This is a genomic window from Streptomyces sp. NPDC050418 (assembly GCF_044458745.1).
Classification (GTDB): domain Bacteria; phylum Actinomycetota; class Actinomycetes; order Streptomycetales; family Streptomycetaceae; genus Streptomyces.
In genome coordinates this window covers 266,005-281,689 of record NZ_JBITIG010000001.1, presented here as the reverse complement: position 1 = coordinate 281,689, position 15,685 = coordinate 266,005, and the positions used below count along the sequence as shown (strand labels likewise).

General features: G+C 71.3%; 14 protein-coding genes. 4 read left to right on the top strand and 10 right to left on the bottom strand.

The window, feature by feature from the left end:
• Positions 1-54 precede the first annotated feature (54 nt).
• Positions 55-1,092: an NUDIX domain-containing protein gene (locus ACIBI4_RS01310; RefSeq protein ID WP_399201441.1), complete on the top strand. Its 1,038-nt coding sequence runs from the start codon at positions 55-57 to the stop codon at positions 1,090-1,092.
• A gap of 64 nt (positions 1,093-1,156) precedes the next feature.
• Here the strand turns inward: ACIBI4_RS01310 and ACIBI4_RS01305 are convergent, their stop codons facing one another.
• Positions 1,157-2,530 (bottom strand): dipeptidase, encoded by a 1,374-nt coding sequence (locus tag ACIBI4_RS01305; protein WP_399201440.1) that lies wholly within the window; start codon positions 2,528-2,530, stop codon positions 1,157-1,159.
• 232 nt (positions 2,531-2,762) lie between these two features.
• On the opposite strand from ACIBI4_RS01305, the gene ACIBI4_RS01300 reads away from it, so the two are divergent.
• Positions 2,763-3,980, top strand: coding sequence for a geranylgeranyl reductase family protein (locus ACIBI4_RS01300; RefSeq protein WP_399201438.1), 1,218 nt, complete (start codon positions 2,763-2,765; stop codon positions 3,978-3,980).
• A 75-nt stretch (positions 3,981-4,055) separates the two neighbouring features.
• Here ACIBI4_RS01300 and ACIBI4_RS01295 read toward each other — a convergent pair whose 3' ends face one another.
• Positions 4,056-5,003 (bottom strand): GNAT family N-acetyltransferase, encoded by a 948-nt coding sequence (locus ACIBI4_RS01295; protein ID WP_399201437.1) that lies wholly within the window; start codon positions 5,001-5,003, stop codon positions 4,056-4,058.
• 161 nt (positions 5,004-5,164) lie between these two features.
• On the opposite strand from ACIBI4_RS01295, the gene ACIBI4_RS01290 reads away from it, so the two are divergent.
• Together ACIBI4_RS01290 and ACIBI4_RS01285 are read left to right on the top strand one after the other, a co-directional pair.
• Entirely contained in the window at positions 5,165-6,421 is a 1,257-nt protein-coding gene (locus tag ACIBI4_RS01290; protein ID WP_399201436.1) for a sensor histidine kinase, read from the top strand.
• Positions 6,418-7,083, top strand: a complete 666-nt coding sequence (locus ACIBI4_RS01285; protein ID WP_399201435.1) for a response regulator — start codon at positions 6,418-6,420, stop codon at positions 7,081-7,083. Before ACIBI4_RS01290 ends, ACIBI4_RS01285 begins: the two co-directional genes overlap by 4 nt.
• On the opposite strand, the gene ACIBI4_RS01280 is transcribed toward ACIBI4_RS01285, so the two are convergent.
• The 8 genes from ACIBI4_RS01280 to ACIBI4_RS01245 all read right to left on the bottom strand — a co-directional run bounded on the left by ACIBI4_RS01280 (position 7,044) and on the right by ACIBI4_RS01245 (position 15,631).
• Positions 7,044-7,319: a DUF6332 family protein gene (locus ACIBI4_RS01280; RefSeq protein WP_399201434.1), complete on the bottom strand. Its 276-nt coding sequence runs from the start codon at positions 7,317-7,319 to the stop codon at positions 7,044-7,046. The genes ACIBI4_RS01285 and ACIBI4_RS01280 overlap by 40 nt on opposite strands.
• Before the next feature lie 26 nt (positions 7,320-7,345).
• Entirely contained in the window at positions 7,346-8,092 is a 747-nt protein-coding gene (locus ACIBI4_RS01275) for a maleylpyruvate isomerase family mycothiol-dependent enzyme (RefSeq protein ID WP_399201433.1), read from the bottom strand.
• An 87-nt stretch (positions 8,093-8,179) separates the two neighbouring features.
• Positions 8,180-9,847: a sigma-70 family RNA polymerase sigma factor gene (locus ACIBI4_RS01270; protein ID WP_399201432.1), complete on the bottom strand. Its 1,668-nt coding sequence runs from the start codon at positions 9,845-9,847 to the stop codon at positions 8,180-8,182.
• 153 nt (positions 9,848-10,000) lie between these two features.
• A complete protein-coding gene (locus ACIBI4_RS01265) occupies positions 10,001-10,918 on the bottom strand; it encodes an amidohydrolase family protein (protein WP_399201431.1) in 918 nt (305 codons plus the stop codon).
• Between the two features lie 82 nt (positions 10,919-11,000).
• Entirely contained in the window at positions 11,001-12,329 is a 1,329-nt protein-coding gene (locus ACIBI4_RS01260; RefSeq protein WP_399201430.1) for an alpha/beta fold hydrolase, read from the bottom strand.
• Positions 12,322-12,663 carry an ArsR/SmtB family transcription factor gene (locus tag ACIBI4_RS01255; protein ID WP_399201429.1) on the bottom strand — a complete coding sequence of 114 codons (342 nt, stop codon included), beginning with the start codon at positions 12,661-12,663 and terminating at the stop codon, positions 12,322-12,324. Before ACIBI4_RS01255 ends, ACIBI4_RS01260 begins: the two co-directional genes overlap by 8 nt.
• Before the next feature lie 49 nt (positions 12,664-12,712).
• Entirely contained in the window at positions 12,713-14,701 is a 1,989-nt protein-coding gene (locus tag ACIBI4_RS01250; RefSeq protein ID WP_399201428.1) for a SpoIIE family protein phosphatase, read from the bottom strand.
• 186 nt (positions 14,702-14,887) lie between these two features.
• Entirely contained in the window at positions 14,888-15,631 is a 744-nt protein-coding gene (locus ACIBI4_RS01245; protein ID WP_399201427.1) for an AraC family transcriptional regulator, read from the bottom strand.
• Positions 15,632-15,685 lie beyond the last annotated feature (54 nt).

The following is a 15,685-nucleotide window of genomic DNA, read 5'->3' as shown; positions in this document are numbered from 1 at the left end:
TACGTGGCAGGGTGGAGCGGGCAGGCCTCAGGGGCCAACAGAAGAGGGGGAATCGTGATCGTCTGGATCAACGGCGCGTTCGGTGCGGGCAAGACCACCACGACCCGCGAACTGCTCGAACTGATCCCGAACAGCACGCTCTTCGACCCCGAGGTGATCGGCGGTGCGCTGCCCTGGCTGCTGCCGCCCAAGCACCTGGCCGACGTGGGGGACTATCAGGACCTCGGCATGTGGCGGCGCCTGGTCGTGGACACGGCCGCGGCGCTGCTCGCCGAGGTGGGCGGCGTTCTTGTCGTTCCGATGACGGTGCTCCGCCAGGACTATCGCGACGAGATCTTCGGAGGGCTCGCGGCCCGTCGTATTCCGGTACGTCATGTGGTGCTCACCCCGGCCGAAACGATCCTGCGCGAACGGATCGCCACCCGTGAGGTGCCTGATGCGCCGGACGGTGAGCAGCGCGTCCGCCAATGGGCGTTGGATCACCTTGCCCCGTACCGCAGCGCCCTCGCCGACTGGCTCGCCGCCGACGCGTACCCGGTCGACACCAGCGCCCTCACACCGCGGGAGGCCGCCGAGCGGATCGCCGAGGCGGTACGCAGCGGCGCGGCGGGGGTCTGCGAGATCGTGCAGACCCCGCATCCGACCGCCGAGACCCTGGCGGCGGGCGTGCTGCTCTTCGACGAAGACGACCGGGTGCTGCTCGTCGACCCGACGTACAAGGCGGGCTGGGAGTTCCCTGGCGGCGTGGTGGAACCCGGTGAGGCGCCCGCGGCGGCCGGGGTGCGCGAGGTCGCGGAGGAGACCGGTATCCGACTGGACGTACCGCCGCGCCTGCTGGTGATCGACTGGGAACCGCCGCTGCCGCCCGCGTACGGAGGGATGCGGCTGCTCTTCGACGGCGGCCGGATCCCCGCCGACGCCGCCGAACACGCCCTGCTGCCGGGCCCCGAGCTGCGGGCCTGCCGCTTCGTGTCCGAGGCGGAGGCCGCCGACCTGCTGCCGCCGCTGCGCTACGAGCGGCTGCGGTGGGCACTGCGGGCGCGGGAGCGGGGGATACCCGTGTACCTGGAGGACGGGGTACCGGTCGGCTGAGCAGCCGGCACACGCGTGGTCCCGCTCCCCGGGCGGGAAACGGGACCACGGGTGCGGACGAGGATCAGGCCTTCGAAGCCGCGTAGTTCTGCAGGAACAGTGCCTCGGTCACGGACAGTTGACGCAGCTCGTCCGGCGACACGGACTCGTTCGGCGCGTGGATCTGCGCCTCCGGCTCGCTCAGACCGATCAGCAGGATCTCGGCGTCCGGGTAGAGCGCGTCGAGGGTGTTGCACAGTGGGATCGAGCCGCCCTGCCCCGCGTACTGCATCTCCTGACCGGGGTACGCGACCGCCATCGCATCGGCCATCGCCTGGTACGCGGGCGAGTGGACGTCGGCGCGGAACGGCTGGCCCTGCCCGACCTGCTCGGTGCGCACCTGCGCGCCCCACGGCGTGTGCGCCTCGATGTGCGCGAGGAGCAGCTTGGTGGCCTCGGCGGCGTCGGCGCCCGGCGGCACGCGCAGGCTGATCAGGGCCCGCGCGGCGGACTGCACGGACGGGGTGGCGCCCACGACCGGCGGGCAGTCGATGCCGAGGACTGTGACGGCCGGACGCGCCCAGATGCGGTCGGCGACCGTGCCCGAGCCGATCAGTTCCACGCCGTCGACGACCTTGGCGTCCGCGCGGAAGTCGGCCTCCGGGTACTGCAGGCCCTCCCAGGTCTGCTCGCCGTCAAGGCCGTCGACCGTGGTCGAGCCGTCCTCGGCGCGCAGCGAGTCGAGGACGCGGATCAGCGCCCCGAGCGCGTCGGGGGCGGCGCCGCCGAACTGGCCCGAGTGCAGGTTGCCGGCGAGGGTGTTCATCTCGACGCGGACCAGGGTCATGCCGCGCAGCGTCGAGGTGACCGTCGGCAGACCGACCCGGAAGTTGCCGCTGTCGCCGATGATGATGGCGTCCGAGGTCAGCAGCTCGGGGTGGGCCTCCGCGTACCGCTCGAGGCCGCCCGTGCCCTGCTCCTCGGAACCCTCGGCGATGAACTTCACGGAGACGGGGACACCGCCGTTCTCCTTGAGCGCGCGCAGGGCGAGCAGGTGCATGATGACGCCGCCCTTGCAGTCCGCGGCACCGCGCCCGAACCAGCGGCCGTCACGCTCCGTGAGCTCGAACGGCGGGGAGACCCAGGCCTCTTCGTCGAGCGGCGGCTGGACGTCGTAGTGCGCGTACAGGAGCACCGTCGGCGCGCCCTCGGGGCCGGGGAGCAGCCCGTACACGGACTGGGTGCCGTCCGGGGTGTCGAGCAGCGCCACATCGGTGAAGCCTTCGGAGCGCAGCGCGTCCGCGACCCAGTTCGCCGCGGCCTCGCTCTCGCTCTTGGGGAACTGCTCGAAGTCCGCCACCGACCGGTACGCCACCAGCTCGGCCAGCTCCTGCTGCGCCTTCGGCATGAGGGCGGCGACGGTTTGGGCGATCCGGTCCTGTGACGGATTCGGCGACATGGGCACGCTCCAGACGGGTCTGACGTTGTACGGGTGTGCGGAGACGTTGCACGGGTGTGCGGAGGTTGTGCAGGTGTCCGCCTGCCGATCCTCGCACAGGGAGCGTGGCCTCGTTCCCGCGGCCGGGGCCTTCCGCGGCGCGCCGTAGGATCTTGACGAGCAGCGCGGTCGCACGGAGCAGCGCAGTCGCACGAAGCAGCCGCCATCAGCCGGATCGGAGCAGCAGGCCATCGTGAGCAGTGAGAACGCGGACCGTAACGCCCCGGACGAGACCGCCGGAGTGTGGGACGTCGTCGTGGTGGGCGCAGGACCCGCCGGAGCCTCGGCCGCGTATGCGGCAGCCGTCGCGGGGCGGCGGGTGCTCCTGGTGGAGAAGGCGGAGCTGCCGCGCTACAAAACGTGCGGCGGCGGCATCATCGGCCCCTCGCGCGATGCCCTGCCGCCCGGCTTCGAACTGCCGCTGAAGGACAAGGTGTACGCGGTCACCTTCTCGCTCGACGGGAAGTTCGCGCGCACCCGGCGCTCACGGAAGATGCTGTTCGGGCTGATCAACCGGCCCGAGTTCGACCACCAGTTGGTCGAGGCGGCGCAGAAGGCGGGCGCGGAGCTGCGCACCGGCGTCACCGTCTCGCGCGTCGAGCAGCACGGTCCCGGGGTGCCCGACCGGCGCACCGTCGCCGTGCTGCTCGCCGACGGCGAGACGATCCTGGCGCGCGCGGTGGTGGGAGCGGACGGCAGCGCGAGCCGTATAGGAGCACACGTCGGGGTGAAGCTCGACCAGGTGGATCTGGGCCTGGAGGCCGAGATCCCGGTGCCGCCGACCGTCGCCGAGGACTGGAAGGGCCGCGTCCTCATCGACTGGGGCCCGCTGCCCGGGAGTTACGGGTGGGTGTTTCCCAAGGACGACACCCTCACCGTGGGCGTGATCTCGGCGCGAGGCGACGGCGCCGCCACCAAGCGCTATCTGGAGGACTTCATCGGGCGCCTCGGCCTGGCCGGTTTCGAGCCGTCGGTGTCCTCGGGCCATCTCACCCGCTGCCGCACCGAGGACTCACCGCTGTCGCGCGGCCGCGTCCTGGTCTGCGGGGACGCGGCGGGGCTCCTGGAGCCGTGGACCCGCGAAGGGATCTCGTACGCGCTGCGCTCGGGTCGTCTCGCGGGGGAGTGGGCCGTGCGGATTTCCGAGGCGCAGGATGCGGTGGACGCGCGTCGGCAGGCGCTGAACTACGCGTTCGCGGTCAAGGCCGGGCTCGGCGTCGAGATGAACATGGGCCGCCGCGTGCTCACGCTCTTCGAGAAGCGCCCGGGAATGCTGCACGCAGCGATCACCGGCTTCCGTCCTGCGTGGAACGTGTTCGTGCGGATCGTGCAGGGCTCGACCTCGCTCGCCGAGATCGTCCGTACGCATCCGATGGCGCGGCGCGCGATCAGCTCGCTCGACCGGGACTGAGCGCACGAGAGCAGTGAACGAGCCCGCCGGGACACGGCGGGCTCGTCGCACCGGTCGGTACGTGTGCCGCGCCGGTCAGGACGCGTACTTGATCAGCGGGGCATCGCGCGACAGTGGGCGGAAGCCGACGCCGTGGTACAGGCCGCGCGCCGCCGGATGGCCGGGCGCGCCCAGGCAGACCACGGTCATCAGGGTGGCGCCGGCGTCGCGGGCCAGTCGCATCCCGTGCAGCAGCATCGCGCGGGCGAGGCCGCGGCGGCGGTGCTCCGGGTGGGTGCCGACCGGTTCGAAGGCAGCCGTACGGTTCGCCTCGTCGAGCCAGATGATCGTCGAGCAGGCCATCGTGCCGTCCGGTGCCTCGACGAGCAGATGCAGATCGCCGCGGTAGCCGGGCGCCCGGCGCACCCCCTCGTACCCCACGGTCGTGTACGGCGAGGGGCTCCAGGCGTCCACGTGGGCGCGGACGACGGCCTGCGGCCCGGCCTCGTCGGCGGTGACGAAGCGGTGGCCGGCCGGGAGCTCCGCTTCTTCGATCCTGGCGAGGTCGCGGACGTTGAGCTGGGTCCACGACCCCTTCTCGCCGAGTGAGGACGGATCGGTCACGTACCCGTGGGCCCGCCAGCGCTCCACGGCGAAGGTGTCGGAGGCGCTCGGCAGCACGGTCCGCTCAAGGCCCGCGGCGAGGTCGTCGAACCAGCCGATCACCTCATCGAAGAGGTGCGGATGGCCGGGGTGGACCTGGTACGCGAGGTAGGCGCCGGGGAGGTCCTTCACCGTGCCGTCGCTCAGGTGGTACCGGCGCGGCAGGTGACCCCAGGCCCAGGCGACGAGCCTTCCCTCGTGGAACCAGAGCCGACGTGGCCAGTGCGGTCCGTGGGCGGCATGCCCCCGGCCCCAGTTCCAGGCCAGTTCGCCGTACGCGGCATCGGCGTTGAGAAGGTCCTGACGCAGGGCCGTGACCTCCTGGGTGAGACCTTGCATCAGCGTCAGGTCCGCGGAGGTCAGCAACTCGAAGTCGGTCATGGGGCGCCAATGTGTCAGGGGGAGCGGCGCGCCGTCGATCGGATTTCGGCACCGGCGCGGGCGCGTGCATTTTCCGGTCGGCCACGTACTTCAGCGGGAGTACGCCCGCTCACCTCCCACGGCTGACGTCTTCGCACGTCCGCGCGGTCTAGCGTGGCGGCATGAAGGATCAGCAGCAGCCCGCGGACCCGGTACGTCCCTGGGGCGGACCGCCCTGGCGTGACGGCCCGCCTTGGCGTGACGGCCTGCCCGGCCCCTGGAAGTGGGTCGCGCGCGACGGGCTGCCGTGGATCTCCACGCTCCTGATCACCGTCTTCGTGCAGATGGGCAGCAGCTACGCGGCCAAGGAGCAGCTGGGCGAACGCGCGGACCTCGATGTCTTCGCCCGGCTCGTGCTGCTCGCCGGCACCGGGCTCCTGCTGCTGCGGCACAAGTACCCGGCCGCGGTCGTGTTCGGTGTCGCCGCGACCACCATGCTCTATCTCGGCGCCGGATATCCGTACGGCCCGGTGTTCGTCACCACGGCCATCGCGGTCTTCGCCGCCGTTGTCGCCGGGCAGCGGCGCGCGGCGTGGGGAGCGATCGGGATGCTGTGGCTTGGGCACCTCCTGATCGCGCACTGGCTGTACCGCTGGCTGCCACCCGACGGCGACACGGCCGCGGACTGGCAGGGCGAAGTGGTCGTCGCCGTCTGGGTCGTGGCGATCCTGGCGGTCGCCGAACTGTTCCGGATGCGCCGCGAACAATGGGCCAAGGACCGGGCCGAGCGGGCTGAAGCCGCCCGCCGCAGGGCCGACGAGGAACGCCTGCGCATCGCGCGCGAACTCCACGACGTCCTGGCCCACTCCATCTCCGTCATCAATGTGCAGGCCGGTGTCGGGCTCGCGCTCCTCGACTCCGACCCCGAGCAGGCCCGTACCGCCCTGACCACCATCAAATCCGCCAGCAAAGAGGCACTGGGCGAGGTCCGCCAGGTCCTCGAATCCCTGCGCGCCCCCGGCGACGCACCCCGCGCCCCCGCCCCCGGACTCGACCGGCTGCCCGAGCTGGTCCAGCAGGCCGCGAGCGCGGGACTGACCGTCGAGGTGACCCGCGAGGGCGAACCCGTGCAGCTCGCGCCCGGCGCGGACCTCGCTGCTTTCCGTATCGTCCAGGAAGCCCTCACCAACGTCGTACGGCACTCCGGTTCGCGCCGCGCCCGGGTCACGATCGGCCACGGGAAGGGTGAGCTGGAGCTGCGGATCGACGACGACGGGCCCGCCACGCAGGCCGACGCGGGCGGCAGCGGCAACGGGCTTGCCGGAATGCGGGAGCGCGCGGCCGCGCTCGGTGGCACGATCGAGGCCGGAGCGCGCCCGGACGGAGGTTTCCGGGTGCGGGCCCTCATTCCGCTGCGCCCCAAGGAGATGCCGTCATGATCCGGGTCCTGCTCGCCGACGACCAGTCGCTGGTCCGCGCCGGGTTCAAGGCGCTGCTCGACGCGCAGAGCGACATCGAGGTGGCGGGCGAGGCCGCCGACGGCGAGGAGGCGCTGCGGCAGGTGAGCGCGCTGCAGCCCGATGTGGTCCTGATGGACATCCGGATGCCGCTCCTCGACGGCCTGGCCGCCACACGCCGGATCACCGAGGACGAGACGCTGACGGCGGTGAAGGTCGTCATGCTCACCACGTTCGAACTCGACGAGTACGTCTTCGAGGCGATCCGCTCCGGCGCCTCCGGGTTCCTGGTGAAGGACACCGAGCCCGAGGAACTGCTGCGCGCGGTACGGGCCGTGGTGGATGGCGACGCGCTGCTGTCACCGGGCGTGACGCGCCGGCTCATCGCCGAGTTCGCGGCCCGCTCCAAGGAACCGGCGATCGAGCAGAGCCTGGGTGAGCTGACGGAGCGCGAGCGCGAGGTGATGGCGCTGGTCGGGATCGGACTGTCCAACGAGGAGATCGCCCGCCGCCTCGTCGTCTCACCGCTGACGGCGAAGACGCACGTCAGCCGGACGATGGTGAAGCTGGGCGCCCGCGACCGGGCCCAACTCGTCGTGATCGCCTACGAGTCGGGGTTGGTCCGGCCCGGCTGGCTCGGCTGACGCGTGGCGTTCTGGAACCGCCACAGGACGGTGATGACCCGTACGAGGAAAGCCAGGGGCGCGAGTACCGCAGCCGCCGTGATCAGCGTGGTGCGCGCGGTTCCCGTCAGGTCATAGGCCCATACGGGTCCGGCGAGCACAGCGAAGACCAGGGCGGCGAGGACCGCACCCGAGACCAGCGCATAGCCGATCTCCACTGTGATGGCATCGCGTTCTTCCTGCGTACGGCTCCCCATCTCGCCAGTAAAACAGTGCCCGTTCCTCAGCTCCAAGTGATGGCGGAGGTCTCCCGCCACAGCTTCGCGAGCGAGGCGTCGCCGGTGATGCGCGGGGCGGGCAGCCGGTTCCACAGCGCCAGGTACAGGCGGGCCGCGGGTCCGCTGATCTCGCAGTCGGCCCCGGTGCCGTCCTCGGCGTCCCGCGTGGTCACCGGCGGCTTCTCGGAGAGCCGTACGGTCCACACCGCGTCCGTGTCCGTGGCGCGCACCCGCAGCACCTTCGGCTGCTCGCTGCGCACCCGGCTCCTCTCGCGGGAGTGGAAGGCGAAGAGCAGCTCGTCGATGCCGTCGACCGCGAACGCCGCGTCGATGGTGCTGCGCTCGGCCGAACGCAGCGCCGACTCCGCGTCGACGCGGTGCACCGCGGTCTCGTGCGCCTGCCGCCGCGCCCAGAACGCGCGCGGCGAGGGCGCGGGCAGGAACGACCAGCACTCCAGGTCGTCCGGTGCCTGCTCCAGGGCCGTCACGAGCGCCGTGTGCCCCTCGCGGAACCACGCGAGGAGCGCGTCCCCGTCCAACTCCGGCTCCGGGTCGGCAGGTTGATACGAGCGGTGTCCCTCGGCGAGGAACGTGGTGGCCCACCGGTGCACCATCCCGGTGTGCCGCACCAGATCCCGGACGGTCCAGCCCGGGCAGGTCGAGACGGCCGCGTCGGTCCCGGCCTCCTCGGCGTCGGCAGCGAGCAGCTGCCCCTCCACGCGCAGGGCGGAGATGTGTGTGGCGATGTCCATGGCCCGGAGCCTAAGCACGGCGCAGGCGGTGCACCAGTGTGTTCCGGCAGGTGAAACGGCTTTCGGGCCGAACGGGCGCGGGCGTCCTCACCAGCCGAACATCTGCGTCCACGTCCAGTCGTTGGTCGTGACGCCCAGCCCCATCGTCTTCAGGCCGCAGTTGAGGATGTTCGCGCGGTGGCCCTCGGAGTTCATCCAGGCGTCCATCACGCTCTGGGCCGAGCCCTGGCCCTTGGCGATGTTCTCGGCGCCCGGGTTGTCCACGCCCTGGGCCTTGGCGCGGTCGACGAACGAGCGGCCGTCCTGGCTCGTGTGGCTGAAGTAGTCGTTCGCCGACATGTCCTCGCTGTGCAGCTGGGCGGCCTTGGAGAGGCGGCTGTCGAGCTTCACGGGTGCGCAACCCGCCTTGGCGCGCTCGGTGTTGACGAGCGCCAGGACCTGTTCGGCGTGCGTGCCGCCAGGGTTGGCGGGTGCCTGCGCGGGCGGCTTGGGCGCGGTGGTCTTCGACTTCGTCGGCTGCGGCGCGGGGGAGCTCGGCTTCGGTTTCGCCGTCTTCGAGGGCTTCTTGCTGGGCGAGGCCTTGGCGGACTTGGACTTCGACGGGGTCGCCGAGGGCTTCTCGGAGGTCGTGGTGCTCTCGGCGTCGGCCGGTGTGTCCCCGTCGCTCGCCGTCGTCGCCTGCACCTTGTCGTTCTCGGCGTCCGGGGTGAGCAGATCGATGCCGATCGCCGTCACGCCCGAGACCAGCAGCACCACGGCCGCTGCCGCCGCGGTCGTACGCCGCCGTCGGCGCTGCCGCAATTGGCGTTCCTCCATGCGGGTCGGCCCGGAGGGCGAGCCGACCGTCGTGCTGTCGTCCGCCCAGTCCGCGTGACCCGCTTGGCCCGCGGGGTCCATGCGGTCGTACGCGCCCGGCGCCTGCGCGGCGAAGGCGACTGTCTCCGCGGCCGGATCCCCGTACAGACCGAGCGCCGCGAACACCCCGGCGCCGGTGCCGCCCAGGAGCGGGACCAGGCCGAAGCCGACGAGCAGCCCTTCGGCCGGCCACAGGTCCGCCGCGTGGCGGGAGCAGTCCTGACATTGGCGTATGTGACGCGCTATTCGCTTGCGCCACAGCCCGGACGGCACCCCGTCCCATATCCCGACCACGGCACCGAGCCCGTGACAGTGCGGCGCGGACAAGGCGCGCACCACCACACGCGCTGTCTCCAGCTGTTCCTTCATCCGCTGCACGCGTACCGCGGCGTGCTGCGCGGGGATCTCCAGGGCCGCGGCCAGCTCGGACCGGGTCAGCTCGCCGGCGGCCTCGAGCCACCACAGCGAAAGGAGCTCGCGGTCGTCGCTCTCCAGCCAGCGCGTCGCCTCCGCGACCTCGCGCCGCTGGCCCTCCAGGCCGAGCCGGACAATCGTGACATTCACGAAGTCGCCGGCAGGATCCGGCATATCGAGCTCATCGCGCACGCCGAAGGCATCGGGCGCCGACTGGCGCGCCTGGTGGTGCCCCCGTATCTGGTTCATCGCGATGGCCACGAGCCAGGCGCGGAAACGCAGTGGATCCTGCAGTCGCCCGATGCCGCGCAGCGCGCGCAGCATCGTATCCTGCACCACGTCGTCGACATCGGCATGCCCGTTCATCGCGCGGCCCACAATGCTGTAGACCAGCGGCAGATAGGCGGTGACCAGCTCGGCCTGCGCCCTCCGGTCACCGTGCTGCGCCGCGATCACCAGCGCGCCGCCCTCTCGGCTCACACCCACGTCCGTCCACTCTCCCTCTCGCTCGCCGCCTCGCTGGGCCGGCATAAGGGAGACCGTGGCGGCGCCGGCGGATAACAGAAATCGCGCCACCATTGCGCGTGCGGACGGAGGGGCACAAGGGTTCGCGGGTGTGGGATATGCCTTACGGGGCGTTTACGCAGCCCGCAGGGCGGGCGCATCGGCAAAGAGTCGCGCGGCGTTCCCGAAACACACCGCGCGCAGCCAGTCGTCCCCGAGACCGAGGTGCGCGAGGGACTCCAGTGCATGGAGGTACGGGTACGGAATGTTCGGAAAGTCCGTACCGAGAAGAATGCGGTCCTCGTGGTGCTTCAGGCGCGGCAGCAGATCGCGCGGGAACGGCGCGAGCGTCTCGGTGAAGTCCGTGAACACCATGGTGGTGTCCAGATGGACGTGCGGGTAGCGGTCCGCGAGGCCGAGGAACTCCGCGTACTCCGGCGTGCCCAGATGCGCGACGATCAGCCGCAGCCGGGGGTGGCGGGCCAGCACCGCGGAGATGGGGCCGGGCCCGGTGTGCTTGCCGGGCACCGGGCCCGAGCCGCAGTGCGTCACGACGGGCGTGCCCGATTCCGCCAGCAGCCCCCAGACGTCGTCGAGCTGCGGATCGGCCGGATCGTAGGCGCCGACCTGCAGATGGGCCTTGAAGACCTGCGCGCCCGACTCCAGCGCGCCGCGCACCACGTCCGCCGCGCCGGGCTCCGGGAAGAACGTGGCCGTGTGCAGACAGTCCGGTGTGCGGGCGGCGAAATCGGCGCCCCAGGCGTTCAGCCAGGCCGCCATGCCCGGCTTGTGCGGGTAGATCATCGCGGTGAACGCGCGGACGCCGAAGGCCCGCAGCCTTTGCAGCCGCTCGTCCTCGGCGTCGCGATAGGTGATCGGCCACGCCACGCCGGTCATCGGACCGACGGCGTCGAAGTACGCCCACACCTTGTCGAGCACCCGCTGCGGCATGAAGTGCGTATGCACGTCGATCAGCCCCGGCAGCCCGAGCCCGCGCCAGAACTCGCGTATGGCGTCTGCCTCTTCGCTCTGTCCGTTCGCCTCGTTCACCACGCCGTCATTGTGACCGACGGGGTGAACGGCTGATCAAGGGGTCTCGCCCGCGAGTGGAGGACCGCCCTGATCAGCCGCCTCATCACGCGAGCAGGAACGCACGGATCTGCGCGGCGACCGGCTCCGGAGCCGCCCAGAACGCACCGTGGTCCTGGTCCGGCAGGCTCAGCACGGTGACCTTCGGCAGGAGCGCGGCCAGCGCGTCGGCGCCCACCTGGAAGAACGGCTCGGTGTTGCTGCCGACGGAGACGGCGACCGGCGCGTCGACCGACCAGCGGCCGGCCGGCAGCGGCGTGCCGTCCATGAGCTCGCGCAGGATGCGGCCCTCGTACGCGTACGTGTGGGCGTAGCGCGCCATTTCGCCCCAGGACGGATCCGCCTTCATCGCCCCGAGGTACTCGGCGGGCACCCCGATCATCTCGGTCATGAAGTACTCGACGGCCTCACTGCGCTCGCCCGCCGCGACCATCGCCTCCATGCGCTCGACGTAGTCGGCGGGCATCGGCGCCCGCGAACCGTCGACGATGAACGGCGGCTCGTACAGATAGACCCCCGTCACCTTGTCGCCCAGCGCGCTCGCCGCGTCGAGCGTGATCCCGCAGCCGCCGGAACCACTCGCGAGCGCGGCCGACCCGCCCGCGATGTCGACCAGCGCGGCGATGTCCTCGAGCTCGCGCGCCGGGTCGTACGGCTGCGGGTCGCCGCTGGCGCCGCGGCCGCGCCGGTCGAAGGTGATCACGGTGAAGTGCTCGGAGAGCTCCTTCGCCAGACCCGCGACACCGGTGTGGTCCTCGGCGACGTTGCTGACCACGATGACCGCTGGTCCGGAGCCGGTCTTCTCGTACGCGATGGTGGTGCCGTCCGTGGAGCTGAACGTCTGCATGATCATGTCTCCTCGTTCGCTTTCCAGCAGGTCATCGAGCCGGTCCAGGGCCTCGGCGTATCCCTCGGCCATCTGCAGCTCGACCGCACGCTGCAGGGCGGGACCGTCCGGGAACCCCGCCTCGACCTCGACGCGGCAGCCGGTTCCGGCGGTCGTGAAGGTCACCGTGGTGGGGAAGGTGCCGCTGTCGTCCGGCTGCCATTCGTCGTCGGCGAAGCAGTCCTCATAGGACAGTTCGGCGCGCGGGACGACGCGGTCGTACGTGGCGATACCGCGCACCGGTGCGGCCGAGCCGTCCTCCGGGGCGATCTGGAACCGCCAGCTGCCGCCCGGCCGTACGTCCATCTCGTACACGGTCGCGGCCCAGCCGGCCGGACCCCACCACTTCGTGATCGCCTCGGCGTCGGTCCAGGCCCACCAGGCGCGCTCGACGCCGGCCGCGTAGGTGCGGCTGATGCGCAGGGTGTTGTGCGCCCTGTCGATCACGATGCCGTCGTCATTCATGTCGTCATTCATGTCGTCACTCATGTGCCGTCTCCTCCGACTCGTCGCGCTCATCGAGAAAGGAACCGAGGCGGTCCATCCGCTCCGCCCACAGCTCGGCGAAACCCTGCGCCCAGTCGCTCACCTCCCGCATAGACTCCGGTCGCAGCCGGTAGATCCGCTGCTGTGCCTGCTTCGTCACGTCGACCACGCCGGCCTCGGCGAGCAGCCGAAGATGCCGGGACACCTGAGGCTGGCCCATCTCCAGGTGGTCGACGATGCCGCCGACGGACCGCGGGCCGTCACGGAGCAGCTCGACGATGCGGAAGCGATTGGGTTCCGAGATCGCCGTCAGGCGCTGTTGCACGGATGCGAGCATGCCTCGAATATACACCTAGCCATATATGCGTGCAGGCGTATTTATGGATTCAGCTGTCAGTGGGTTCGATGCGCAGAGCGAGCATCGCCACGTCGTCGCGCCGGTCGGCCATGGTCTCGATCGCGCACAGGAGGTCGGGCAGTGTTTCGCGCCGGTGGAGCGTCGCCCGGGCGAGCAGTTGGTCCTGGCCGAAGTCCAGTGACGTGGTCGGGGTCTCGATGAGGCCGTCGGTGTGGAGCAGAAGGGTGTCGCCCGGCCTCAACACGTGTGTGTGGGTGGTCCGTTGAAGGCTGGGCAGCACGCAGAGCGGCGGATCCGCGGGCGCGGTCAGGAAGCGGGCCTCGCCATGCGCGGGAATCACCAGAGGCGGCGGGTGTCCGGCGTTGGACCAGGTCAGCTGCCAGGCACCGTCGTCGGTCCGGCGCACGGTCGCGTGGATGGCGGTGGCCAGCGGGGCGGCGTGCAGGCCGTCCGCGACATCGTCGAGCCGCTGGAGCACGGCGGCCGGCGTGACATCCTGACCCGCCACGTACGCGAGGGCGCGGAGCATGCTGCGCATCTGGACCATGGCCGTGGCGGCGGCGAGATCGTGGCCGGCGACGTCCCCGATGTCGAGGACGAGCGTGCCGTCCGGGAGCGTGAAGGCGTCGTACCAGTCACCGCCGATCTCTCCGTTGGAGCCCGCGGGCTGGTAGCGGGCCGCCAGGTCGAGGCCGGGTACGGACGGCGGATCGGTGAGCTGGGCGCGCTGGAGGCCGATCGCGGTGCGGCGGGCCTGCTGCAGGTCGAGGACCTTGCGGATCGGGCGCTGGGCGTGGTGCAGCACCTCGCGGAGCAGGTCGATCTCGCGTGGAGTGGGGACGGGGGTGTCGCCGGTGGTGGCGGTGACGGCGTAGCCGAGGACGCGATCGTCGACTGCGAGCGGGATCAGGCTCATACTCGTGGCGCCGGCGGCGATCAGCCAGCGCTCGGTGACGGCGGGCACCAGGCCCGGCGGGACGGGTCCGTCGGGCGGGATCCGGAACGTACGGGGCACACCGCGCTCAAGCACCTCACGTACCACGCCAGTTGCCGGGAGTCGCTGGCCGCGCAGCGCAGGCGGCGGCGGAAGCCCGGGGCGTACCGCGGACGCGACACGGCGTGCGGTGGCCTCGGCCCGGTCGGGCAGGGGCCACTCATCGTGGGAGAGCAGCAGGATCAGACAGCAGTCGGCGAGCTCGGGCACGATCACCCGGACCACTTCGGCGAACGCGGCGGGCAGACTCGCACCGGACGCCTCGGCGACGCCTGCGAGCAGCCGCTCCCGCAGCCGCTTGCCCCAGGTGTCCTCCACGTCCGAGGTCGCGACCACCCAGTCCGCGTCCGGCTCGTCCCGCACGACGGGCACCGCGCGGGCCGACACATGACGGTACGAGCCGTCGGCCGCGCGCAGGCGGTAGTCGGTCTGGACGACCCCCGAATCGTCCTGCTCGGCGGGCCCGTTCCACAGGGCCTTCAGATGGTCCCGGTCGCGCGGGTGGATGTAGGGATCCATGGGCTCGCCCGCCCGGCCCGGCCACGGCGCCCCGGTGATCGACTCCCAGCCGGGAACGACCTCCTCCACGGTTCTGTCGTTGTGCACCACCCACACCATCTGCGTGACCGCGTCGATCAGGGCCGCGTACCGCCGCAGCGTCGAACTCTCGGCCGTGGTGTCCATGGCGAGCACCAGGATTCCCGGTCCCTGCCGCGTGGGCACCGAGTTGCACGCGTACACGAAATGCTGAGCCTGGGCGACGGCATCCGGATCGGTGCGCCGCTCACCGATGACCTGCCGCGACTGCCCGGTGGACCGCACCGTGTCCAGTACACCGAGAAAACGGTGCGCATCGGCGTCCGGGAATGCCCGACGGGCGGGCAGCCCGATCCTTCGGTCGCCGAACAGCCTGGTGAACACGTCGTTCGCATAGACCAGACGGTTCTCGGGACCGGCGAAGAGCGCAGCGGCGGTGACCATCCCGTCAAAGATCCGCGGATCGAGGACGGGGCCCTCGGACACCCGGTGGCCGGGTTTTCGCTGTGGACGCCGGGTTCTGCGCGTGCTGTGCCTCACCGACCAGCCTTTCCGAGAGCCCGTGGGGCGTTTTGTTCGATTATGCAGCGGTTCGAGGTGTGAGGCTTCCTTGCCAGGAGGGGGACCCAGCGGCGCGGCGCGCCCGGTGAGTCCGCGGGTGCGGGAGGGCGGTCAGGTGGCCGGGCGGCGACCCGGTGTATGGCCGAACGTGCGGCGGAAGACCTCGATGAACGTGCTCGCCGACGACCAGCCGCAGCGGTGCGCGACCGTCGTGACGGGGGTGTTCTCGGCCAGGAGGATCAGTGCGTGATGGAGCCTGATCTGGGTGCGCCACTGCGGGTAGGTGAGGCCGAGGTCGGCATGGAGGCGGCGGGAGAGCGTGCGGGCGCTCGCGCCGATCTGGCGTCCGAGGTCGTCGAGGGAGCGGTTGTCGGACGGGTCCGCCCGCAGGACGTCGTGCAGTTCGCGGAGCAGCGGGTCGGTGGGGGCAGGTAGGTGCAGGGGCCGCTCGGGGGAGACGGTGAGCTGGTCGAGCAGGACCGCGCGCAGGCGCCGGTGGGGCGGGCCGTCGTTGTCGGGGTCGCGGGTGTAGGTGACGATGAGTTCGCGCAGGAGGGGGCTGACGGCCAGGACGGCGGGTTTGTCCAGGCCGAGGGGGTTCTCGTCGGCGGGCAGGCCCACGAGGTGGAGGTCCAGTTCGCCGTGGGCCTGGTGGTGGTGGACCGTGCCCGCGGGGATCCACAGCGCGCGGGTGGCGGGGGCGACCCAGGAGCCGGCGTCGGTGGTCACCGCGATGGTGCCCCTGCTGGCATAGGCGATCTGATGGTCGTCGTGCCGGTGCGCGTCGATCTCGCCGCCGGACGCGAGGCGTTGGGTCCGGGTCGGCGCGACAGGAGTGTGGCGGATTTTCTGCATTGCTTGGCAATCTATCGAAAGCGCGACACCCGGTGCTTCGCTCAGCATGAGGCG